The following is a 20,428-nucleotide window of genomic DNA, read 5'->3' as shown; positions in this document are numbered from 1 at the left end:
ATTGTTCCTGAGTTGGGTGCGACTGCCGGCCCGGATCAGCGCACCTTCTTGCGGTAGGCGAGCATCGCGAAGGCGTAGGCGACGATCAGGATGCCGACGCACCAGGCGAGGGCGACCCAGATCTCGGACCCCACGGGCTCCCCGGCGAACAGCGCCTGGATCGTGTTCACGATCGACGTGACCGGCTGGTTCTCGGCGAACCAGCGCACGGGTCCGGGCATCGTGTCGGTCGGCACGAAGGCCGAGCTGATGAACGGCAGGAAGATCAGCGGGTACGAGAACGCGCTCGCCCCGTCGACCGTCTTGGCGCTGAGGCCGGCGATGATCGCCAGCCACGTGAGCGCCAGGGTGAACAGCAGCAGGATGCCGATCACCGCGAACCACGCCCCGACGCTCGCCCCGGTGCGGAATCCCATCAGGAAACCGACGCCGAAGATGATCGCCAGCGTGATCGCGTTCGCGACGAGCGAGGTGAGCACGTGCGCCCACAGCACGCTCGATCGGGCGATCGGCATGGAGTGGAATCGCTCGAAGATCCCGCTCTGCAGATCGGTGAAGAGGCGGAACGCCGTGTAGGCGATGCCCGATGCGATCGCGATCAGCAGGATGCCGGGGAGCAGATAGTTCACGTAGTTCTCCTGCCCGGTGCTCTGACGCAGAGCCCCGCCGAAGACGTACACGAACAGGAGCATCAGGGCGATCGGGGTGACCGCCGTGGTGATGATGGTGTCGGCGCTGCGGAAGATGTGCCGCATCGACCGTCCGGTGAGGGTCGCCGTGTCGGCGACGAAGTGCGTGCTCATGAACGGTCCTCCTTCGTGGATGCTTCGGGGTGGGACGCTTCGACAGGCTCAGCGACCCCGTCTTTGCGTGTCCGAGGGCCGACCAGCGAGAGGAAGATCTCCTCGAGCGTCGGCTGCTTCTCGACGTACTCGACCTTCGCGGGAGGCAGCAGTGCCTTCAGCTCGGCGAGCGTGCCGTTCGCGATGATGCGTCCCTCGTGCAGGATCGCGATGCGATCGGCGAGCTGCTCGGCCTCGTCGAGGTACTGGGTGGTGAGCAGCACGGTGGTGCCGGTGTGCGCGAGCTCCTTCACGACCTGCCACACCTCGAGTCGGGCCTCGGGGTCGAGGCCCGTCGTGGGCTCGTCGAGGTAGATGACCGCGGGATCGCCGATCAGGCTCATCGCGATGTCGAGGCGGCGGCGCATGCCGCCGGAGTAGGTGCCGACCTTCCGGCCACCGGCATCCGTCAACCGGAAGCGGGCGAGTAGATCGTCGGCGATCCGCCCGGCGTCGAGAAGGTGCCGCAGCTTCGCGACGAGCACGAGGTTCTCACGCCCGGTGAGGATCTCGTCGACGGCGGCGAACTGGCCGGTCAGGCTGATCGACTCGCGCACCTTCAGCGGTTCTCTCGCGACGTCGAATCCGCGTACGGTCGCCGTGCCGGCATCCGCCGTCAGCAGCGTCGAGAGGATGCGCACCATGGTGGTCTTGCCGGCGCCGTTCGAGCCGAGCAGCGCGAAGATCGACCCCGCCGCGACCTCGAAGTCGACGCCCCTCAGCACGTGGAGGTCCTTGTAGGACTTCTCGATGCCGGTGACGCTGATGGCTGCGGTCATGACTCCTTCTCCTTGTCGAGTGCGTCGTCGACGGCCTTGATCAGGCGCGCCCGCTCCTTGTCGATCCACTGCTTTCCGCTGTACGCGCGGGCGAAGTTCTCGGCGAACTCCACCGGGTCGTCGCCGACGATGGCGCTGATCGGGGTGCCGTCGATCGCGGCGCGCTCCCACAGGTCGGCGTAGTCGGCGATCATCTGCACGAGGGTGTCGCCCTCGGTGATGCCTCCGTAGTACATGAAGTACCGGTGGAAGGCATCCGCCGTCGCGCGGTAGGGCTCGGGCAGGGCGTCGAGCCGAGCCTTCGCCTGCTTGTACTGCTTCTTCTGCTCGAGCGATCCGGTGAGCGCTTCGATCCACTTCGCGGTCATGTCAGTTCTCCTCGTCGGTGTTGTTCGTGTTGAGTCGTTCGATGTGCTGCGCGAGGAAGTTCCAGGTCTTCCAGAACTCCTCGAGCTCCTGGGTGCCGGCCGCGTTCAGCGAGTACACCTTGCGCGGCGGCCCCTTCTCGCTCGGGACCTTCTCGACGTCGACGAGCTTCTTCTGCTCGACGCGCACGAGCAGGGCGTAGATCGTGCCCTCCGCGATCTCGGTGAATCCGTGATCGCGGATGCGGGTGGTGATCTCGTACCCGTAGGCCGGCTGCTCGGCGAGGAGAGCCAGGACGATGCCCTCCAGGGTGCCCTTGAGCATCTCGGTCATCTGTTTGCCCACCAGGATCTCCTTCCGTCATGCGTGGTACTCAGTGTTGCTGGGTACCGGTACAAAGTAACACTAGGTACTGGTACTTAGCAACACCGAATAGTGGTGCCCTCGGAACTCCGGGGCAAGCGGGCCAGCGGGGCGCGGGCGCCTAGTGCCGCCAGGGCAGCAGGCGATCCCACACGCCGCGCGGGGCCTCGGCGACGGCGGCCGGCGGCGGCACCACGAACTGCACGATCTCCTCGGCTCCGTGATGCACGACGCGGTAGAGGGCGGTGCCGATGAGCACGCCCAACGCGATCGACATGACCGACACGAGCGCCTCGACGAAGTCTGTCAGGCCGCTGTCGGTCGCCACGGCTTCGGTGAGCCCGACGAGGCCGGCGGCCCCGGGGACGAGCAGCCAGAAGGCGGGAAGGAAGGTGATCTGCACGGGCGCGCCGTGGCGCAGGGAGGCGATCCAGAACACCACCACGGTCATCGCGACGGCGCCGATGAAACCGCCGATCGTCGGACCCAGGAGCTCCGACCCCGCCCACTGGCCGGCGTACGCCACCACCAGCGCCAGCAGCACCCAACCGAACGTCGAGGCGGGCGCCGAGAAATGCAGGTAGTTGCCGAGAGCGAAGACCAGGATGCCGATGAGCGCCACCCACCACGGCAGGAAGGCGCTCGCGGCGAGGGGTTCGTACGAGCGGGATTCGACGCCGATCACGGTGCCGGCGGCGAGGATGCCGAAGGCCAGCAGAGCGAGTTGCACGAAGCCGTAGACCAGCCTCGACGCCCCCGAGATCATCTGCCCCGCGGCGAGCTCGACGGTCGCGGTGGTCAGCACCCCGCCGGGCAGGAACGTCACCAGCGGCGCGATCAGCAGGCGGATCGGGTCGCCGATCTCGATCACCTCCGCGAGCAAGAAAACCGCCGTCGCGCACACGAACGCGGCGGCGATCGGCAGCACGAGCTGCAGTGTGGGCGAGCGCACGAGCTTGAGCAGTCCGATCCCCGCGCCGAGCGCGAACGCGACGATCGCGCCCTGCCAGGTGGGGGTGAGCAGCAGCGCGAGGCCGGTCGTCAGCACGGCGTGGCCGAACGTGCGGGTGACCCAGCCGAGGCGCGGGCGCATCGCGCCGATCTCGTTCAGACGACGGATGCCGTCGAGCGGCGGCACCTCGCCGGCCCTGGCCCGCGCGATCAGCTCGTAGAGAGCGGCGATCTGATCGAAGCGGAACGAGGCGTTCGTCGCCGAGCGGATCGCGACCCGCGACTCCTCGTCGTCGCCCGTCTCGACGAGGATGATCGTCGGCAGCACCACGAAGTCGGTGTCGTCGCCTCCGTAGGCGTCGGCCACCTCGGTCATGGTGTCGCGGATGCGGTCGACCGATTCGGCCGAGGCGTTCATCCCCTGCGCCAGCCCGAGCAGGAACTGGCGCAGGGCCGAGCGGCCGACGGCATCCGTCATGCCGCCGGCCCGCCCTGCGCGTGCGCCGTCATGTCACGCGAACAGGAACGACAGCGTGACTCCGACGATGATCGCGACGCCGACGTACACGAGGTTCGGCAGCTGGAACGAGTGGTCGAAGACGTACTTGCCCATCTTCGTCGTGCCGGTCTGGTCGAAGGCGACGGTCGCGACCTGGCTGCCGTTGGCGGGCAGCGTGTAGATGCCCATCGTCGATGGCCAGAGCCCGACCAGGAGAGGTGCGGGCAGACCGATCGTGATGCCGATCGGCACGATCGCGTTGGTCGCGCTCGATTGGCTGGTGGTGAGCATCGCGACCGCGAAGAGGGCGAGCGCGAACAGCAGCGCCCCGAGGAACGCCGACGATCCCGAGACCACCGATCCGAGCCCGTCGACGATGAGGGTCTGGTTCGCGGCGACGAAGGTGTTGGCGAGCCAGGCGATTCCGAAGAGGGCGATCGCACCGACGAGGCCGGCCGGGAATGTCGGCTGCTTCGGAACATCGGATGCCTTGACCTTGCAGAACACGAAGATCAGCGCCGCGATCACACCCATCACGACCTCGATGATCACGGTGACGCTGAGTCGCACCGGGTCGCCGGAGTCATCGGTGCCGATCACCGGACGCAGGCCCTCGAAGAGTCCGAAGAACACGATCACACCGACGCCGATGAGGAACAGCGCAGCCGAGAGCACGGCGGTCGGCGCGAGCTTGTGCTCGTGAGCATCCACCGTCGGCGGCTTGATCTGCTTGTCGGCGAGACGACGTTGGAACTCGGGGTCGTCCTCGAGGTCCTTGCCGTGGCGCAGCATGACGAGAGCGGCGACGAACAGGCCCGCGATGGATGCGGGCCACATGATGAGCAGCAGTCCACCGAGGTCGACGCCCTGAGGGGCGAGCAGCACGACCATCGACGCGGTCGCGGCCGAGACGGGAGAGCAGAGGATGCCGACCTGCGAGGCGACCGCCGAGACCGACAGCGCGCGTTCGGGGCGGATCTTCTGCTGGTACGACACGTCGTAGATGACGGGCAGGAGCGGGTAGAAGATGTTGCCGGTGCCCGCGCCGACCGTGAAGAGGAACGACATGGCGGGGGCGAGGAACACCACCGACTTCGGCCTGCGCCGGATCACCTTCGCCGCGACCGACACCATCCAGTCGATGCCTCCGGCCGCCTGCATCGTGGATGCCGCGGTGATGACCGTGATGACGATGAAGACGGCATCCACCGGGGCGTTGCCGGGTGCTTCGCCGAAGACGAAGATCAGCACGGCGACGCCGACGAGCCCCCAGACGCCCAGGCCGATCCCGCTCGTGCGGGTGCCCATGTAGATGGCGAGGATGACGACGATCAGCTGCGCGATGAGGATCCACACGTTGTCGTTCATGACGACGGCCCCCGCGTGATGGGGCCGGTGCCCGTGAGGATCTCGGTCGCGAGCTCGGTCTCGACGATGCGTCCGTCGATGGCCTCGACCCGCAGGGCCAGGGGGTTCTCGACCGGGCTGATCGCGGTGACGAAGTCGGCGTTCTCGAAGTGCAGCGACTGGAGATTACCGACCGCGTAGCCCGTCGCGAGCTCGCCGCTCAGCAGCGAGTCGTGGAAGAGCGGGCGCCGCTGATCCTCGGCGTCGTAGTGCGGGCAGAAGCTGCCGTGCAGGAAGCCGAGTCCCTCGGGGAGCACCTGGAGGGTCGGGCCGTAGCTGTCTGTGGTTCCGCCCTCGAACCAGCAGATACCCCCGGCGCTGCCGCCCGTGAACACGACGTTCGAGTCGGGGTCATCCCACATCTCGCGCATGATCTCGTCGAGGCCCTGCCGCTTCCATACGTCGAGCATGTTGGCGGTGTTGCCGCCGCCGACGTGGATCACGTCGAAGCCCTTCACGAAGCCTGCGAGATCGTCGACGGCCCGGTGGAAGAGCGGAAGATGGTGCGGTGCGCACCGGTCGGAGTCGTACGTCGAGTAGAAGCTCACGATGTAGGCGGCGTCGTCTCCTGTCGCCGTGCCGACGAAGAGGACCCGGGGTCGCTTCTTGCGCGTGAGCCCGAGGATGTAGTCGTGCGTCGGATCGTTCCGACGCTCCATCATCGCCTTGCCCGCTCCGGTTGCCACCACATGAGACATGAGCCACCCCGCCCTCTCGACTGCAGATGCGGCCAAGATATCGGTGTGCCGATTCGCGCACCAGCCCCTCTTCGCGCGGCGGCGGGCCGGGATCAGCGCGGGAGGATCGCTGCGATCTGCGTGCGCACGCTCTCGACGATCTCCGCCACGCCGGCCTCGGCGCCGCGGGACGCCATGCTGACGAACAGGATCGAGGTCGCCACGTGCGCGAGGACGGATGCCTCGGCCTCAGGGATCTCGGCGAGGCGGGTGAGGGTCTCGGCGAGAGCCCGCTCGGTCTCGCCCGCGATGCTCAGCGCGGCGGCGTGGTGGGGTTCGGTCGGGTCGCCGAAGGCCATCTCGCGCAGATAGGTGCGCCCGTTCTCGACCTGTGCTCGGTTGCACTCGATGACGGGCGTCAGCAGCGCCATCATCCCGTCGAGTGCCGTGCGCGCGTTGGCCGCGGCGGCGAGGCCGCGTTCGTGGGCGCCGGCGTAGAGCGAGTTCTGGACGAGGAGCAGCAGCTCGCCCTTGGTCTTCGCATACAGGAAGAGGGTGCCGGTGCCGATGTCGGCCGCGTCGGCGATCTGCTGGGTGGTGACCTCGTCGACGCCGTGCTCGGCGAACAGCGCACCGGCGGCGGCGACGATGCGCTCGAGCTTCGCCTGTTTGTTCCGTTCCCGCCTGCCGAGAGGCGCAGTCTCAGTGGGCATGCGGTTCCCCTCGGAATAGATACTGATCAAACTCAGTTATGAGTTTAGTCGCTATCGTGTGCGCACGGGCGACAGGAATCATTGTTCCACGACCCGAAGGAAGTCCTCATGACCTCGCTCACCCACGCCGTCGTCCTCGTCACCGGAGCGAACGGAGGCATCGGCACGCGTCTGGTCGATGAAGCCCTCGCCCGCGGCGCGGCGAAGGTCTATGCGACCGCCCGTCAGCCCCGCGACTGGGCGGATCCGCGCGTGGTGCCGCTGGCGCTCGACGTCACGGATGCGGCGTCGATCGCGGACGTCGTCGCCGCGGCATCCGACGTCACCGTGCTCATCAACAACGCGGGCGCCTCGACCCCCACCCCCGGCATCCTCACCCACACCGACGAGGAGATCCGCCACAACGTCGAGACGAACTTCCTGGGACCGCTGTTCCTCGCGCGCGCGTTCGCACCCGTGCTCTCCGCGCGCGAAGAGGAGACCGCCATCATCGACATCCATTCGGCCCTGTCGTGGTACGCCGTCGCCGGGATCTACTCGGCGACCAAGGCGGCCCTCTGGTCGGCCACCAACTCGCTGCGGCTCGAGCTGCAGCCCGCGGGTGTGCAGGTCGTCGGGGTGCACGTCGGCTACGTCGACACCGCGATGGCGGCGCACGCCACGAGCCCCAAGCTCGACCCGGCCGATCTCGTCACCCAAATCTTCGACACGCTCGAGGCCGGTGGCTACGAGGTTCTCGCCGATGACACGTCGGTGCAGGCCAAGGCCGGGCTCTCGGCTCCGCTCGAGGTGGTCTACCCGCAGCTCGCGCAGGGCTGAGGGCGAGTGCGGGGGCGGGTCAGGCGCCCGCCCCCGCACCTGTGACGACGACCTTGCCGCGCAGGCCACCGCGCGTGAGCGCGGCCAGGGCCTGCGGGGTCTCGTCGAACGGGAACGTCGCGCCCACGACGGGGCGGATGCTGCCGCTGTCGACGAGTGCGGCGATCTCTCGCAGCTGCGAGCCGTCGGCCCTCATCCACAGGAACTCGTAACCGACGCCGCGCTTCTTCGCCTGCGCGCGGACCTTGCGGCTCAGGGCCGCGATCGCGAGGCGGAGGAGGGGGTTGAGCCCCGCCGCGCGCGCGAAGGCGGGGTCGGGAGGACCTGCGATCCCGATCGCCTTCCCTCCGGGGCGCAGGACGCGCAGCGACTTCTCGAGGTTCTCGCCGCCGAGGCTGTCGAGCACGAGGTCGTAGCCGGAGAGCTCCTGCGCGAAGTCCTGGGTACGGTAGTCGATCACGACATCGGCGCCGAGGTCGCGCACGAAGTCCGCGTTCTTCGCCGAGGTCGTGGTGGCGACGTGCGCTCCGAGGTGCGCGGCGAGCTGGATCGCGATCGTGCCGACTCCGCCCGCACCCGCATGGACGAGCACCTTCTGGCCCGCTGTCAGCCCGCCCCTCTCGACGAGTGCCTGCCACGCCGTCAGCGCCACGAGCGGCAGTGATGCCGCCTCGACGATGCCGATCGACGTGGGCGCGGGGGCGACGTCGTCCTGATCGATCGCGATGCGCTCGGCGAAGGTGCCGATCCGATGGTCGCGGGGGCGGGCGAACACCCGGTCGCCCACGGCGTATCCCGTGACCTCCGACCCGATGCGCAGCACGGTTCCGGCGACATCGTGACCGAGGACGAGGGGCAGTGGGGAGGGCAGGATCGCCTTGAATTCTCCCGCGCGGATCTTCTCGTCCAGCTGGTTGACGCCGGCCGCGTCGACGCGCACGAGGACGTCGCGCTCGCCGAGTTCGGGCTCGGGAGCTGCGACTTCGTGCAGCGGCTGTGAGTAGGTGTCGAACGCGAACGCGCGCATGTGGCGTCTCCCAAGGTCGAGTTTACTCAATTATGAGTCAACTCAGTTTCCTTGTCAACGCGAGTGTGTCGCGTCACAACTTCGGAGATCGGAGGAGACACGCCGACGCGACGACATCCGTCGCGGGGTGTCGTGGTGCGATCTCCGAAGTTGTGCCGGGGCGGGTCGGATGGTGCAGGGCGGGGGCGGATCCCGCGGACTACACGGCCGTGAACTGCAGGAGCAGCGCGTTGCCGGGGTTGAGCACCGGCAGGGGGAGGCCCTGCGCGAGCACCGCGCCCGTGAGGGTGAGGTCGGATGCCGTGAGCCAGGCCGGGTCGGCGACCTGGTGGCGGTGCGCCCCGCCGATCTCGTCGCGCACCCGCACGCGGTAGGTCGTGGCGGGGTCGAGGCCGGGGATCGGTACGCGCGGCGACTGCGCAGTCGCGCTGGTCTCGGTGCGCACCCACGCGAACACGGCGTCTCCGCGGTCGGCGCTCACGACGCCGTCCAGCAGGGCGCCGGGGTCGACGTCGTCGCCGCGCACCGTCACGCCCGAGTGCAGGAGGCCGCGCAGCTCGCGGTAGAGGGCGGTCCACGCGGCGATCGCGGCGCGGTCGTCGTCGGATGCCGTCGTCAGGTCCCACTCGAGACCGGCGTGGCCGAACAGGGCGGTCGCGGCACGGAACGCGAACGACGCGTGCCGACCGGTGGTGTGCGAGACCGTCGGGCCGACGTGCGCGCCGATCAACTCCGGCGGCAGCAGCGTCTGCGTGCCGCGCTGGATGCTCTGGCGCTCGATCGGGTCGTTGCAGTCCGACGCCCAGACGCGGTCGGTGCGGGCGAGGGTGCCGAGGTCGGTGCGGCCTCCGCCCGAGGCGCACGATTCGATCTCGAGACGCGGATGCCGGCGACGGATCTCGTCGAGCACGCGGTACACCCCGAGCGTGTGGGCGTGCACGCGGCGCCGGCCGCGCGCATCGAGCGAGGCGTGCAGGTCGCGGTTGTGGTCCCACTTGACGAAGTCCACACGGGCGCGGGTGATCACGTCGTCGAGGCGCTCGACGATGTAGTCGACCACGTCGTCGCGCGAGAAGTCGAGCACGAACTGGTGGCGCGACGCGAGCAGCGGGTTCTCGCCGAGCAGCCAGTCCGGATGCTGCCGCGCCAGATCGGAGTCGGGGTTCACCATCTCGGGCTCGAACCACAGGCCGAACTCGAGGCCGAGATCGTGCACGCGTGCCGACAGAGGTGCGAGGCCCTCGGGCCACACGTCGTCGTCGATGAACCAGTCGCCGAGGCCCGCGTGGTCGTCGCGGCGCCCGCGGAACCAGCCGTCGTCGAGCACGAACCGCTCCACGCCCAGCTCGGCGGCGGTCGTCGCGAGCGCGGTGAGGGTGTCGAGGTCGTGGTCGAAGTACACGGCCTCCCACGTGTTGAGCAGCAGTGGTCGCGGCGTCTTCGGGTGGCTCGGGCGCGACCGGATCGACGCGTGGAACCGGGCGGTCACGCCGTCGATCCCCTCGTCGCTCCAGGCTGAGAGCAGCTCGGGCGAGCCGTACGTCTCGCCGGGCTGCAGACGCACCTCGCCCGCATCGACGAGTTCGCCGCCTCCGAGGACCGAGCGGTGGGCGCCGGCGCCCTCGGGCAGACGCTCGACCAGCATCTCCTGGTTGCCGCCCCACGCGAGGTGCGCTGCCCAGACCTCACCCGAGCGGAAGCGGAAGCCCTCGGTGCCGGTGAGGGTCAGGAACGAGGAGTCGTGGCCGGGGCGACCGCGGCGCGACGACCGCAGCCAGGTGCCGTCGTGGATCGCGGCGCGCTGCGACACCTTCTCGTTCGTCCAGCGGCCCGTGAAATCGGCGACCTCGGCGGCGCGGGCGGGCAGCGGCAGCAGCGAGCGCACGGCGGCGACGTCGACCGGATGCTCGGCGCCGATGTTCTCGAGGGTCACGGAGGAGTGCAGCACGCCGGCGTCGTCGAGCACGAACGTGAACGTCGCCTCGACGGTGGCGCGGGCATCCACCAGCACGAAGCTCGCGCTCGCGGCATCCGTCTGCACCGTCCGGGTCAGCGTGAACCCGTCGATCACGGCATCCGCTGCTGTCGCCTCGATCGCCGGGGTGCCCGACCAGCCGTGCGCGCGGCCGGGCGCGATCGAGAACGAGCGGGCGATGTCGAGCGAGCTGTTCATCACGGCCGGGGTGGCGGTCGCGAGGAGGCCGGGGACGTCGGCATCCGTCAGTGGCGCACCCCAGTGCGCGATGGTCGGGGCGCCGAACTGGTCGGTCATGACGACGAGGCTCACGCCTCCGTTGCGCAGGTGCGTGGCTTCCGGAACGGCGCTGTCCGGAACGGGGTTACTTGACGACATGAATTAATCATAGCCAGACCGGAGACGGGAGTTGTCGGCAAGGATGGGAACATGACCACTGCACTCGACGAACTCCTGGCCGCCGTCATCGAGAGCGGCCACCTCGACGAACCGGTCGCCGAGGACGGCATCGTGCACGGCCGCGCCCACCTCGAGGCCGCCGGCACCGACGTGAACGTCAACATCGACCCCGAGATCGAAGACGGCGACGCGGATGCCGAGGCCGACACCGACGAGCTGGTCGCGGGTGTCGAGCGCATCCTGTCGATCACCGAGAAGCGCTGGCGCGCGATCGTCGACGAGGCCGCGTCCGACATCGAGGAGGCCGTCGGCGAGTCCGAGGTCAGTGAGCGCATCGACCTGCGCGATGACATGGAGGCCACCTCGGTCGTCGTCTTCGCGGATGCCGTGCTCGTGTCGTTCGACGCCCCGAGGCAGTTCCCCGACTCGCGCATCCTCGTGCAGCTCGACGAGGAACTCGAGGTCGACGGCGTCGAGGTCGCCGAAGACGACGGGGTCGAGACGATCTCCTTCGCCTCGGGCGACGCGCTGCTCGACCACATCAGCCGCGACGACGCCTGAGCGCGTCCGGGGGCGCTTCGACAGGCTCAGCGACCCAGTGACTGGGTCCCTGAGCCTGTCGAAGGGTCCCGCCCCGCGCCTCCTGGGTCCCTGAGCCTGTCGAAGGGCCCCGCCCCGCACAACCGCGTCAGCTGTAGATGCGCGCCGCGCCGACCTGCGCCTCGAGCAGCGGCAGCGTGCGTGAGCGCTCCGGCTTCGGGCGGATGCCGAGCACCGTCGCGATCTCGAGCGCGAGGGCGGCGTGCCCGGCCGCGTTCGGGTGGAACGGGTCGCCCATCAGACCCCACGGGACGCCGCCCGCGCCGAGCTCGATGAGCCGGGCGTACTGATCGACGAGGATGACGTCCTCGCTCGCGGCGACCTGCCGCACGGCATCCGCGAATTCGGCGACACGAGCCCGCTCCGGAGCGTTGGCGATGTCGATCGGCGGCGGGGTCTGCAGCACCGCGACCGCGCCGAGTGCACGCACCCGGGCGACGAACTCGCGCAGCGAGGCGGCGTACTCCTCGGGCGAGATGACCGGCTGCGGTCCACCGGTCGAGAGGTCGTTCGTGCCGATCATGAGCGTCACCACGTCGGGTCGCCACGACGACACCCGGCGCTCGAAGTCTCCGAGGATGTCGACGATCCGGTGCCCGCTGATCGCCGAGTTCACGACGATGTCGCGCACCCGCTCGAGCTCACCGCGAACGAGTTCGTGCAGGTGCTCGGCGTAGCTGCGGCCGCCCTGCGTGAAGACGAGCCCGTGGGTGATCGAGTCTCCGGTGATCACCCAGGTCAGCGGGTCGCCGCCCGCGAGCAGGCCGGAGAGGCGGGCGAGATCGGACGCGGCGGTGGGGGCGGTGGTGTCGGACACGCCTCCGACCCTATCCACAGCATCCGACGTCGTGCATGAGGCCGCGCAACGGGAGGAGATCTCGCGCTCCGCAGGATCGAAAGAGCGGATGCCTCCTGCGGAAGCGGAGTTCTCCTCCCGTCGCGCGTCGCGCCCCGCTCAGAGCCAGCGCTTGTACTTGAACACCCCGAAGAGACCGATCGCGAAGGCGGCCATCGCGCCCAGCGCGAGCGGGTAGCCGAACGCCCAGTGCAGCTCGGGCATGACCTCGAAGTTCATGCCGTAAACGGTGCCGACGAGGGTGGGGGCGAAGATGATCGCGGCCCACGAGGAGATCTTCTTGATCTCGTCGTTCTGCGCGATGCTCGTGTCGGTCTGCCGCCGCGCGACGAGAGCGGAGTGCACGCGCAGGGCGTTCTCGAGGATCGCGCGGAACGAGTCGACCCGCTCGTTCACGCGGATCGTGTGGTCGAGCACGTCGCGCAGCGACCGCTGCAGCTCCTCGTCGATGCGGTACTTGTCGGACCCTCGGCGCAGCCACTCGAGCATGCCGGTGAGCGGGTGCACCGCCCGCTGGAAGTTGATGACCTCGCGCGAGAGCTCGTAGATGCGGCGCGAGAGGGCGTCGTCGTCGCTGTCGCCGAAGAGCTGGTCCTCGATCTCGTCGATGTCGTTCTCGAGTCCGGCGACGATCGGCTCGTACTCGTCGACGACCTCGTCGAGGATCGCGTAGAGCACGGCCTCGGGGCCCATCGCGAGCAGCTCGGGGTGCGCCTCCATCCGCCGCCGCACGGCCGCGAGGTTCGGCGACTCGGCGTGCCGGATCGTCACCACGAAGTCGGGTCCGATGAACAGGTGCAGCTCGCCGAACTCGACGGACTCCTGCTCGTCGCGGTAGCGCGCCGGCCGCAGCACCGCGAAGAGCGTGTCGCCGTAGCGCTCGACCTTGGAGCGCTGGTGGCCCGAGAGCGCGTCTTCGACGGCGAGCGGATGCAGATCGAACTCGCGCGCGACCGAGGCGACCTCTTCGGGGCTCGGTCGGTAGAGGCCGATCCACGCGATGCCGCCGACGGAGTCGAGGATGCGGTAGGTCTCGTCGAGGTTCTGGGGGGTCTCCACGCGACGTCCGTGGACGTACACGCCGTTGTCGATCAGGGCCATGGGAGTGCTTCTTCTCTCGCAGACGCACGCCGACCGGGGTCGGGTGCGCGGGTTCGTCAGGATGCGGAGGACGCCACCCGGGACTGCGGAGATCGACGTGCGAACGCGGAGCGGATGCTCAACGCGCGAGCGCAGGGAGTCGCGACGCAGCGAGGGCGGCGTCGTTACTATCGTCGGACATCGCCATCACCGCCTTTCGGGACTCATCGGGTCACTCGACCCAAGGGGAGAGCATACTCCTCGGTTCTGCGGGGTCACTGAGTCCGAGGTGTCTCGGGGTGGGACGCTTCGACAGGCTCAGGGACCCAGTGTGGAGAGAGTCTGGGTTGCTGAGCTTGTCGAAGCATCCCGGGGCGCGTGCTCGGGAGGAGTTCTCTCGTGACGGAGGAGGGTTCTCGGCATCCGCTCCTGTGATGCGCGAGTTCTCCTCCGTTGGGGTGTCTCGGGGTGGGGCCCTTCGACGGGCTCAGGGACCCAGTGGTTCGAGCAACTCTGGGTTGCTGAGCTTGTCGAAGCATCCCAGCCGCCAGTGGCTAGAGGGCGACGACCTCGCCGCCGCGCAGAGCGGACGCCTGGGCGGCCTTCACGATCTCGACGGTGCGGATGCCGACACCGGCGTCGGGTTGCGGCTGACGCCCGGCGCGCACGGCGTCGACGAACTCCTCGAGCAGCAGGGCGTCGAGGTCGGCGCCGATCGGGTCCCAGGTCTCGCCCGCGGCGTCGTGACCGGCCACACCCTTCGCGAACGGGCTGACGGTGACGGTGCCGCGCTCGGCGACGACCTGCAGGGTGAGTCCGCCCCAGGTCGCCGAACTCATCGGCCAGCTCCACGAGCAGTCGATCGTGGCGATCACGCCGCTCGGGTACTGCAGGGTCACGAGCCCGCCGGTCTCGACGGTGAGGTCGCGCTCGCCGTGCAGGATGCCGTTCGACACGGCCCTCACCGACGCAGCGCGTTCCCCCAGGAGGTCGTCGAGCAGATCGGCGCAGTGCACGACGTGGTCGACGAGAGCCCCGCCGCCGGCCAGCGACGGGTCGGTGAACCACGCGCGGTCCTGCGGCAGTTTGCCGTTGTTGATGCCGGTGGCACCGAGCACCCGGCCGAGGCGTCCGCTGCGCAGCTCGGCGATCGCATCGCGCACGGCGGGTGCGAAGCGCACCGGGTAGGCGACCATGAGGATCACTCCGGCCGCGTCGCAGGCGGTGCGCATCGCGACGGCATCCTCGACCGTCGTCGCGAGCGGCTTCTCGCAAAGCACGTGCACTCCTTCGGCGGCGGCGCGCTCGACCAGCGCCCGGTGCCGGGAGTTCTCGGCCGCCACGACGACGGCATCAGGCTTCCAGGCGAACGCCTCGTCGTAGGAGTCGACGTAGGCGACGCCCAGCTCGGCGGCCAGCGCCGCGCCCCGCAGGGCGTCATCGGGCGCGGACGCCCCGTCGGGGTCGGTCGCGATCAGCTCGACGTCGGGCATCGCCGACAGCGCGTGCACGTAGCTGAGCGCGTGGGTGTGTGCGAACGACAGCACGGCGATCCGCAGGGGCGTGGTCATCGGACGACCTCCTCGGTCGGCGAGGGAACAGGGGCGACGGGCGCCCCGGCGGCGATCGATGCGATCGCCGCCTCGGCCACGGCGACCGCGCGGATGCCGTCGGCCGGGGTGACCCGCGCCACCCGTCCCTCGCGTAGCGCTGTCACGAAGTCGGCGATCTCGGCGAAGTAGGGGCTGTCCTGCGGCGACATCGGCGGCAGGTAGTCGGTGGCGCCGGGGTCGGCGACGGCATCCGTTCGCAGCGTGCGATCTTCGGCGCTGTCGTATCGCAGGCGCCCTTCGGAGCCGGCGACCTCGACGCTCGTCCGGAACGGGATGCCGGGGGCGACCCAGCTGCCGTGGATGTGGCTGATGACCCCGTTCGCGTGCGTCAGCACGATGTGCGAGGTGACGGGAGCGGGCACGCGGTCGTCGATCGTCGGCGGGTTCTGCACCGCGAACACCTGCGAGACGTCTCCGGCGAACCACAATGCCTGGTCGATGTCGTGGATCATGAGGTCGCGGATCAGCCCCCCTCCCGCGTTCTCGGAGAAGAACCACGGCGACTGCGGCGCGGCACCGGCCCGGCTGAACCGCTGCACGGCGAGGGTTCCGACGCGCCCCGCGTCGACGGCGGCCTTGATCTGCGCGTACTCGCCCATGTAGCGCACCACGTGCGCGGGGAAGAGGCGCACACCCGCCGCGGCGGCGGCATCCGCCACCCGGGCGGCATCGGTCGACGTCGCCGCCAGCGGCTTCTCGCAGATGACGTCGCGGCCGGCGGCGATGGCGCGGAGCGCGAAGTCGGCGTGCGTGCTGCTGGGAGTCACGATGTCGACGAGCTCGACCAGGTCGATCAGCTCGTCGACATCGGCGACGAGCTCGAACCCGTACTCCTCGGCGATCTCCTCGGCACCCGCCAGCGAGGTCACGTAGCCCTGTGCGCCCAGCGCCCTCCAGGCGTCGGCGTGCACGCGCGAGATGCCGCCGGCTCCGATGAGTCCGACCTTCAGGGTGCTCACTTCGTCTCCTCGGGGGTGCGCGATGCCGTGTCGTGCGGCAGCGGTGTGATGGGCGGGACCGGCATGTCGTCGATGCCGTAGATGTCGGCGGCGTGCCGCTGGAAGGCGTGCACGACCGCGCCGTGCGCCGCGGCTTCGCCGCCGAGTCGCGCTTCGGCGAGGGGCACCTGGAACGGCAGTCCGAGATGCCGGGGGAGCGCCTGGCGCAGTGGGTCGAGCAGCTGCTCGTGCGCCGCCGACAGACCGCCGCCGATCACGATCATGGCGGGGTCGACGGTCATCGTGAGGGTCGCGATGCCGTGCGCGAGCTCCTCGATGAAGGCATCCAGCTCGTCCTGTGCCGCACGGTCCCCGGCCCGCGCGGCGGCGAACACCTCCGCGGCCGTCGGGGCGGTGCGCCACGAGATCTGCCCGGTCTCGGTGTTGAGGCCGCGGAAGGCGAGACGGCCGATGTCGCCCGCGGCGTTGTGGATGCCGCGCCGCGGGCGCCCGCCGAGGATGAGCCCCATCGAGATGCGGTTGCCCACCGAGAGGTAGATGACGTCGTCGACGAGCTGTGCGACCCCGAGGTGGTGCTCGGCGACCGCGGCGAGTCGCACGCCGTTGTCGACCGAGACGGGGCAGCCGAACGCCTGACGCAGCTGCGCACCGATGTCGGCGCCCGACCACTCGGGGATCACGACCGAGAGCACCACGCGGCCGGCGTCGTCGACCAGGCCGGGGAGCGAGACGCCGATGGCCCGCACGCGGGAAGAGGCGACGGATGCTCCGCCCAGTGTCTGCCGCACGTCGTCGATCACGGCCGCAAGCTTGGCGGCGCCGTCGGGGTGCGCTTCGACCCCGGGGAAGCTGCGCTGGGCGATCACGCGGCCGGCGAGGTCGGACAGGAGCACGCGCACGCTCGCGACGCCGATGTCGACTCCGACGACGGTGCCCGCCTCGGCGTGGAACGAGTAGTGCCGTGCGGGGCGGCCGGCTCCGCCGACGCTCGCGACGGGGGCGTCGACGATCAGCCCCGAATCGCTCAGCACCGACACGGCGTTCTCGACCGAGGTGCGCGAGATCTCGAGCGACCGCGAGAGGTCGTTGACCGTCGAGGGCCCGCCATCGCGGAGCTGCAGCGCGGATCGCGCGACGATCGACAGCTGGCCTGACACGCCCATGTGCGGTCCTCTCTTCTTCGATGGCGTCGGTGTGCGAACAAGTTAGCACACCGGATTCTCAGATCAGGCTCGGACGTTATCGAGCCGGAAACACAGTGGAAACAACCATCTGAGAACTTGTCCTTGACGAATTATCCCATCCCGATGTCATAATGAACCGTACTCAGCACGGTTCAAGCAAAGGAGCACCATGCGCGTCAGCAAGATCACCGGCGTCGTCGCGGGAGTCGCGACCGCCACCCTGTTGGCCGGATGTTCGGCCGGCGGAGGAAGCACCGCTGAAGGAGACCAGAGCATCACGGTCTGGCTCTACCCGGTCATCGCCGACGAGGCGGTGCACAAGGACTTCTGGGACTCGACGATCGAGGCCTTCGAAGCCGAGAACGACGGCATCGACGTGAACTACGAGATCTTCCCGTGGGCCAACCGCGACGAGTCCCTGCAGACGACGATCGCCGCAGGCAAGGGTCCGGACGTCGTCTATCTCATCCCCGACCAGCTGTCGGCCTACCAGTCGTCGATCGCCCCGCTCAACGACCTGCTCAGCGAGCAGCGGCAGGACGACCTGCTGCCCAACGTCAAGGAATCCGTCACGATCGACGGCGACATCCTGGGGGCCCCGATCCTCACCAGCGCGCAGCCCCTCATCTGCAACGCCGCCGCGTTCGAGGCCGCAGGTGTCACCGAGTACCCCGAGACCTGGGACGACATCATCGACATCGCGCCGAAGTTCACGGCGGCCGACATGTACGTGCTGAACTACCCGGCGTCGGCCGAGAACACCCTCAACCTCACCTTCTACCCGCTGCTCTGGCAGGCCGGCGCACAGGTCTACGACGACGGCGAGGTCGGCTTCGACAGCAAGGCCGGCGAAGAGGCGCTCACCTTCATCACCGATCTGGCCGAGGCGGGCGCGCTCGACCCCGAGGCGATCACCACCAACGTGCCGCTCGAGCAGACCGCGATCGCGCAGGGCAAGGTCGCCTGCACCTGGAACAACGGCGTGACCGAGGTCGCTCCGTTCTGGGGCGAGGAGAACGTCAAGGTGCTCGCCCCGCTCACCGACGAGGAGTCGGTGGCCTACGGCACGGTCGGGTCGCTGTCGGTGCTCAAGGGATCGAAGGCGCAGGATGCCGCGGCGAAGTTCGCCGAGTACGCCACCAGCGCCGAGGTCGTCGAGCCCTACCTGCTCGCCGCCGGATACTTCTCGGCGCTCCGCACCACCGAGCCGCTCTACGCCGACGACCCGCTCCTCGGCGAGGTCGAGAAGTACGTGCCCGACACGACGGTGGGCGAGCTGAACGAGAGCTCGCGTGCGCTCATGGGCGTGCTCGCCCCCGAGATCCAGGCAGCGCTGCTGGGACAGAAGTCCCCGGCCGACGCGCTGAAGGATGCCGCGACCGCCGCGGCCCCGCTCATCAAGTAGTGACCACGGGGGTGCGCCGCGGCATCCGTTGCGCACCCCCGCCGCTTCCCGACCTGACGTGAGGTTCTCATGACGACGGCAACCATGCCGAAGAAGCCGCAGGGCACGGTGACCCGCCTGCTCGCCCGGCGCGAAGCGCGGGTGGCGTTCCTCTTCGTGCTCCCCGCCTTCCTGCTCTTCATCGCGTTCCGCTTCGGCCCCAGCATCGCCGGTGTCGCGCTGAGCTTCTTCGACTACGACATCTCCGGTGAGATCGCGTGGCGGGGTCTCGACCACTTCCAGCGCCTCGTGGCCGACCCGCTGTTCTGGCGGGCGATGGGCACGACGCTCATCTACACGGTCTTCGCCGTGCCGATCTCGCTGGCGCTGTCGACGATCATGGCGCTGGGGGTGCGACGCGCGTTCCGCGGGGCGCGGTTCTTCCGCTCGATCTTCTTCCTCCCCGTCATCACCTCGCTCGTGCTCGCGGGCAGCATCTTCGTCTGGATCTTCTCCAGCAACGGCCCGTGGTCGCAGCTCATGGCGCCGCTCGGGCTCGGCGGCTCGTGGCTCGGCAGCACCGTGCTCGTCATCCCGGCGATCGTCGTCGTGGGGGTCTGGTCACGGTTCGGCTACGGGATGATGATCATCATCGCCGCCCTGCAGGACGTGCCGCGCGAGCTCGAGGAGGCGGCACTGGTCGACGGAGCCGGCGCCTGGCACCGCTTCCGGTACATCGTGTTCCCGTACCTGCGCCCCACCTTCTTCTTCCTCGCGGTGATCGAGACGACCGCCGCGTTCCAGGTCTTCGACGTCATCTACGTGATGACCCAGGGCGGCCCGGCGAACGCCAGCTACTCGCTCGTCTACCTGCTCTACGACCAGGGCTTCCGGTACTTCGACTACGGCTACGCGGCCGCGGTCGGCGTCGCCCTGTTCGTCATGACCCTCGCGGTCGCCCTCATCCAGCGCCTCGTGATCGGAAAGCAGAAATGACCGCCCTGATCCAGCCGCCCACGCAGACGCCCGTGTCGGCGCCTCCGAAGAAGCCGGCCACCCCGCGCCGCAGCCGTTCGTTCCGCGCCCTCGAACCCACCCGCATGGGTGTGGTCGTGCGGTGGATCTGGCTGAGCCTCGCCGGCATCCTGAGCTTCTTCCCCTTCTACGCGATGGTGGTCCTGAGCCTGAAGCCCGGGATGGTGGTCGACCTGCCGGGCTCGCTGATCCCCTGGACCGACATCTCGTTCGAGTCGTACGAGCAGGTGCTCGGCGGGCAGAACATCCTCGGCTGGCTGTTCAACACGCTCGTCTACTCGCTCGTGTCGGTCGTCGCCGTGCTGTTCCTGTCGGCGCTCGCCGGGTACGCGTTCGCCAAGAAGCGCTTCCGCGGCAAGGAGGTGATGTTCTGGTCGTTCCTCGCGATGGTGATGGTGCCGTTCCACGTCACCCTCATCCCGACGTTCATCCTCATGGCGAACCTCGGCGGCATCGACACCTACTGGGGCCTCATCCTGCCGACGCTCGCGAACGCGCAGGCCGTGTTCCTCATGCGCCAGTTCATCCAGGGACTGCCCGACGAGCTGTTCGAGGCCGCGCGCATCGACGGCGCGGGCGAGTTCCGCATCTTCCTGCGTATCGTGCTGCCGCTGTGCAAGCCGATCCTCGCGACCCTCGGCATCTTCGTGTTCCTGTGGCACTGGAACGACTTCCTGTGGCCGCTCATCATCGCCAAGTCGAACTCGATGTTCACCCTCACCGTCGGCATCTCATCGCTGCAGCAGCAGAACGTCCCGCTGAGCACCATGCTCGCGGGGTCGGTCGTCGCGCTGCTGCCCATCTTCCTCGCGTACCTGATCGCTCAGCGCTACGTGCAGGAGGGCGTCACGGGCACCGGCATCAAGGGCTAGAGCGCCGAGACGAAAACCAGCTGAGAAG

Annotated in this window: 20 protein-coding genes; 5 read left to right on the top strand and 15 right to left on the bottom strand. The window is 69.1% G+C overall.

Features of this window, described 5'->3' with window-relative positions; translation table 11 throughout:
* Positions 1 to 35 precede the first annotated feature (35 nt).
* The 8 genes from ACIQTT_RS09835 to ACIQTT_RS09800 all read right to left on the bottom strand — a co-directional run bounded on the left by ACIQTT_RS09835 (position 36) and on the right by ACIQTT_RS09800 (position 6,597).
* Positions 36 to 803: an ABC transporter permease gene (locus tag ACIQTT_RS09835; RefSeq protein WP_402789007.1), complete on the bottom strand. Its 768-nt coding sequence runs from the start codon at positions 801 to 803 to the stop codon at positions 36 to 38.
* On the bottom strand, positions 800 to 1,621 hold the full coding sequence (locus ACIQTT_RS09830; RefSeq protein ID WP_402789005.1) for an ABC transporter ATP-binding protein: 822 nt from the start codon (positions 1,619 to 1,621) through the stop codon (positions 800 to 802). Before ACIQTT_RS09830 ends, ACIQTT_RS09835 begins: the two co-directional genes overlap by 4 nt.
* Positions 1,618 to 1,989 carry a DUF1048 domain-containing protein gene (locus ACIQTT_RS09825; RefSeq protein WP_402789003.1) on the bottom strand — a complete coding sequence of 124 codons (372 nt, stop codon included), beginning with the start codon at positions 1,987 to 1,989 and terminating at the stop codon, positions 1,618 to 1,620. Before ACIQTT_RS09825 ends, ACIQTT_RS09830 begins: the two co-directional genes overlap by 4 nt.
* 1 nt (position 1,990) lies before the next feature.
* Positions 1,991 to 2,332: a PadR family transcriptional regulator gene (locus ACIQTT_RS09820; protein WP_402789001.1), complete on the bottom strand. Its 342-nt coding sequence runs from the start codon at positions 2,330 to 2,332 to the stop codon at positions 1,991 to 1,993.
* Between the two features lie 139 nt (positions 2,333 to 2,471).
* Positions 2,472 to 3,779: a threonine/serine exporter ThrE family protein gene (locus ACIQTT_RS09815; protein WP_402788999.1), complete on the bottom strand. Its 1,308-nt coding sequence runs from the start codon at positions 3,777 to 3,779 to the stop codon at positions 2,472 to 2,474.
* Between the two features lie 33 nt (positions 3,780 to 3,812).
* Positions 3,813 to 5,168, bottom strand: a complete 1,356-nt coding sequence (locus ACIQTT_RS09810) for an anaerobic C4-dicarboxylate transporter family protein (RefSeq protein WP_402788997.1) — start codon at positions 5,166 to 5,168, stop codon at positions 3,813 to 3,815.
* Positions 5,165 to 5,893, bottom strand: coding sequence for a Type 1 glutamine amidotransferase-like domain-containing protein (locus ACIQTT_RS09805; RefSeq protein WP_402788995.1), 729 nt, complete (start codon positions 5,891 to 5,893; stop codon positions 5,165 to 5,167). The genes ACIQTT_RS09810 and ACIQTT_RS09805 overlap by 4 nt, the downstream gene beginning before the upstream one ends.
* 104 nt (positions 5,894 to 5,997) lie before the next feature.
* Positions 5,998 to 6,597: a TetR/AcrR family transcriptional regulator gene (locus ACIQTT_RS09800; protein ID WP_402788993.1), complete on the bottom strand. Its 600-nt coding sequence runs from the start codon at positions 6,595 to 6,597 to the stop codon at positions 5,998 to 6,000.
* A gap of 108 nt (positions 6,598 to 6,705) precedes the next feature.
* On the opposite strand from ACIQTT_RS09800, the gene ACIQTT_RS09795 reads away from it, so the two are divergent.
* A complete protein-coding gene (locus tag ACIQTT_RS09795; RefSeq protein ID WP_402788991.1) occupies positions 6,706 to 7,416 on the top strand; it encodes an SDR family oxidoreductase in 711 nt (236 codons plus the stop codon).
* Positions 7,417 to 7,435: 19 nt separating this feature from the next.
* On the opposite strand, the gene ACIQTT_RS09790 is transcribed toward ACIQTT_RS09795, so the two are convergent.
* Both ACIQTT_RS09790 and ACIQTT_RS09785 read right to left on the bottom strand, forming a co-directional pair.
* Positions 7,436 to 8,443 (bottom strand): NADP-dependent oxidoreductase, encoded by a 1,008-nt coding sequence (locus tag ACIQTT_RS09790; protein WP_402788989.1) that lies wholly within the window; start codon positions 8,441 to 8,443, stop codon positions 7,436 to 7,438.
* 199 nt (positions 8,444 to 8,642) lie between these two features.
* Positions 8,643 to 10,796 carry an alpha-galactosidase gene (locus tag ACIQTT_RS09785; protein WP_402788987.1) on the bottom strand — a complete coding sequence of 718 codons (2,154 nt, stop codon included), beginning with the start codon at positions 10,794 to 10,796 and terminating at the stop codon, positions 8,643 to 8,645.
* 51 nt (positions 10,797 to 10,847) lie between these two features.
* On the opposite strand from ACIQTT_RS09785, the gene ACIQTT_RS09780 reads away from it, so the two are divergent.
* Positions 10,848 to 11,378: a cytochrome C5 gene (locus tag ACIQTT_RS09780; protein WP_402788985.1), complete on the top strand. Its 531-nt coding sequence runs from the start codon at positions 10,848 to 10,850 to the stop codon at positions 11,376 to 11,378.
* A gap of 127 nt (positions 11,379 to 11,505) precedes the next feature.
* Here the strand turns inward: ACIQTT_RS09780 and ACIQTT_RS09775 are convergent, their stop codons facing one another.
* From ACIQTT_RS09775 to ACIQTT_RS09755, 5 genes are all read right to left on the bottom strand, one after another.
* Positions 11,506 to 12,234 carry an SGNH/GDSL hydrolase family protein gene (locus ACIQTT_RS09775; protein WP_402788983.1) on the bottom strand — a complete coding sequence of 243 codons (729 nt, stop codon included), beginning with the start codon at positions 12,232 to 12,234 and terminating at the stop codon, positions 11,506 to 11,508.
* Between the two features lie 138 nt (positions 12,235 to 12,372).
* The gene (corA, locus tag ACIQTT_RS09770) at positions 12,373 to 13,374 is read right to left on the bottom strand and encodes a magnesium/cobalt transporter CorA (RefSeq protein ID WP_402788981.1); all 1,002 of its coding nucleotides are present in this window, start codon (positions 13,372 to 13,374) and stop codon (positions 12,373 to 12,375) included.
* A 533-nt stretch (positions 13,375 to 13,907) separates the two neighbouring features.
* Positions 13,908 to 14,924 (bottom strand): Gfo/Idh/MocA family protein, encoded by a 1,017-nt coding sequence (locus ACIQTT_RS09765; protein WP_402788979.1) that lies wholly within the window; start codon positions 14,922 to 14,924, stop codon positions 13,908 to 13,910.
* Positions 14,921 to 15,925, bottom strand: a complete 1,005-nt coding sequence (locus tag ACIQTT_RS09760; RefSeq protein WP_402788977.1) for a Gfo/Idh/MocA family protein — start codon at positions 15,923 to 15,925, stop codon at positions 14,921 to 14,923. The genes ACIQTT_RS09765 and ACIQTT_RS09760 overlap by 4 nt, the downstream gene beginning before the upstream one ends.
* Positions 15,922 to 17,088: an ROK family protein gene (locus tag ACIQTT_RS09755; RefSeq protein ID WP_402788975.1), complete on the bottom strand. Its 1,167-nt coding sequence runs from the start codon at positions 17,086 to 17,088 to the stop codon at positions 15,922 to 15,924. Before ACIQTT_RS09755 ends, ACIQTT_RS09760 begins: the two co-directional genes overlap by 4 nt.
* 190 nt (positions 17,089 to 17,278) lie before the next feature.
* Here ACIQTT_RS09755 and ACIQTT_RS09750 point away from each other — a divergent pair, with 190 nt between their 5' ends.
* The 3 genes from ACIQTT_RS09750 to ACIQTT_RS09740 all read left to right on the top strand — a co-directional run bounded on the left by ACIQTT_RS09750 (position 17,279) and on the right by ACIQTT_RS09740 (position 20,400).
* Positions 17,279 to 18,514: an ABC transporter substrate-binding protein gene (locus ACIQTT_RS09750; protein WP_402788973.1), complete on the top strand. Its 1,236-nt coding sequence runs from the start codon at positions 17,279 to 17,281 to the stop codon at positions 18,512 to 18,514.
* Between the two features lie 69 nt (positions 18,515 to 18,583).
* A complete protein-coding gene (locus ACIQTT_RS09745; RefSeq protein WP_402788971.1) occupies positions 18,584 to 19,489 on the top strand; it encodes a carbohydrate ABC transporter permease in 906 nt (301 codons plus the stop codon).
* Positions 19,486 to 20,400 (top strand): carbohydrate ABC transporter permease, encoded by a 915-nt coding sequence (locus ACIQTT_RS09740; RefSeq protein WP_402788969.1) that lies wholly within the window; start codon positions 19,486 to 19,488, stop codon positions 20,398 to 20,400. Before ACIQTT_RS09745 ends, ACIQTT_RS09740 begins: the two co-directional genes overlap by 4 nt.
* Positions 20,401 to 20,428 lie beyond the last annotated feature (28 nt).

This window comes from Microbacterium sp. NPDC090225 (assembly GCF_044772365.1).
Taxonomy (GTDB): Bacteria; Actinomycetota; Actinomycetes; order Actinomycetales; family Microbacteriaceae; genus Microbacterium.
Note: the sequence above shows the minus strand (reverse complement) of the source record. Positions and strands in the feature narration are given on the sequence as shown.

Excerpts from the sequence above, each read along its gene's own strand:
- ACIQTT_RS09835 (WP_402789007.1), bottom strand. The coding sequence starts at position 803 with ATGAGCACGCACTTCGTCGCCGACACGGCGACCCTCACCGGACGGTCG.
- ACIQTT_RS09830 (WP_402789005.1), bottom strand. The coding sequence starts at position 1,621 with ATGACCGCAGCCATCAGCGTCACCGGCATCGAGAAGTCCTACAAGGAC.
- ACIQTT_RS09825 (WP_402789003.1), bottom strand. The coding sequence starts at position 1,989 with ATGACCGCGAAGTGGATCGAAGCGCTCACCGGATCGCTCGAGCAGAAG.
- ACIQTT_RS09815 (WP_402788999.1), bottom strand. The coding sequence starts at position 3,779 with ATGACGGATGCCGTCGGCCGCTCGGCCCTGCGCCAGTTCCTGCTCGGG.
- ACIQTT_RS09810 (WP_402788997.1), bottom strand. The coding sequence starts at position 5,168 with ATGAACGACAACGTGTGGATCCTCATCGCGCAGCTGATCGTCGTCATC.
- ACIQTT_RS09800 (WP_402788993.1), bottom strand. The coding sequence starts at position 6,597 with ATGCCCACTGAGACTGCGCCTCTCGGCAGGCGGGAACGGAACAAACAG.
- ACIQTT_RS09795 (WP_402788991.1), top strand. The coding sequence starts at position 6,706 with ATGACCTCGCTCACCCACGCCGTCGTCCTCGTCACCGGAGCGAACGGA.
- ACIQTT_RS09790 (WP_402788989.1), bottom strand. The coding sequence starts at position 8,443 with ATGCGCGCGTTCGCGTTCGACACCTACTCACAGCCGCTGCACGAAGTC.
- ACIQTT_RS09785 (WP_402788987.1), bottom strand. The coding sequence starts at position 10,796 with ATGTCGTCAAGTAACCCCGTTCCGGACAGCGCCGTTCCGGAAGCCACG.
- ACIQTT_RS09780 (WP_402788985.1), top strand. The coding sequence starts at position 10,848 with ATGACCACTGCACTCGACGAACTCCTGGCCGCCGTCATCGAGAGCGGC.
- corA (WP_402788981.1), bottom strand. The coding sequence starts at position 13,374 with ATGGCCCTGATCGACAACGGCGTGTACGTCCACGGACGTCGCGTGGAG.
- ACIQTT_RS09765 (WP_402788979.1), bottom strand. The coding sequence starts at position 14,924 with ATGACCACGCCCCTGCGGATCGCCGTGCTGTCGTTCGCACACACCCAC.
- ACIQTT_RS09755 (WP_402788975.1), bottom strand. The coding sequence starts at position 17,088 with ATGGGCGTGTCAGGCCAGCTGTCGATCGTCGCGCGATCCGCGCTGCAG.
- ACIQTT_RS09750 (WP_402788973.1), top strand. The coding sequence starts at position 17,279 with ATGCGCGTCAGCAAGATCACCGGCGTCGTCGCGGGAGTCGCGACCGCC.
- ACIQTT_RS09745 (WP_402788971.1), top strand. The coding sequence starts at position 18,584 with ATGACGACGGCAACCATGCCGAAGAAGCCGCAGGGCACGGTGACCCGC.
- ACIQTT_RS09740 (WP_402788969.1), top strand. The coding sequence starts at position 19,486 with ATGACCGCCCTGATCCAGCCGCCCACGCAGACGCCCGTGTCGGCGCCT.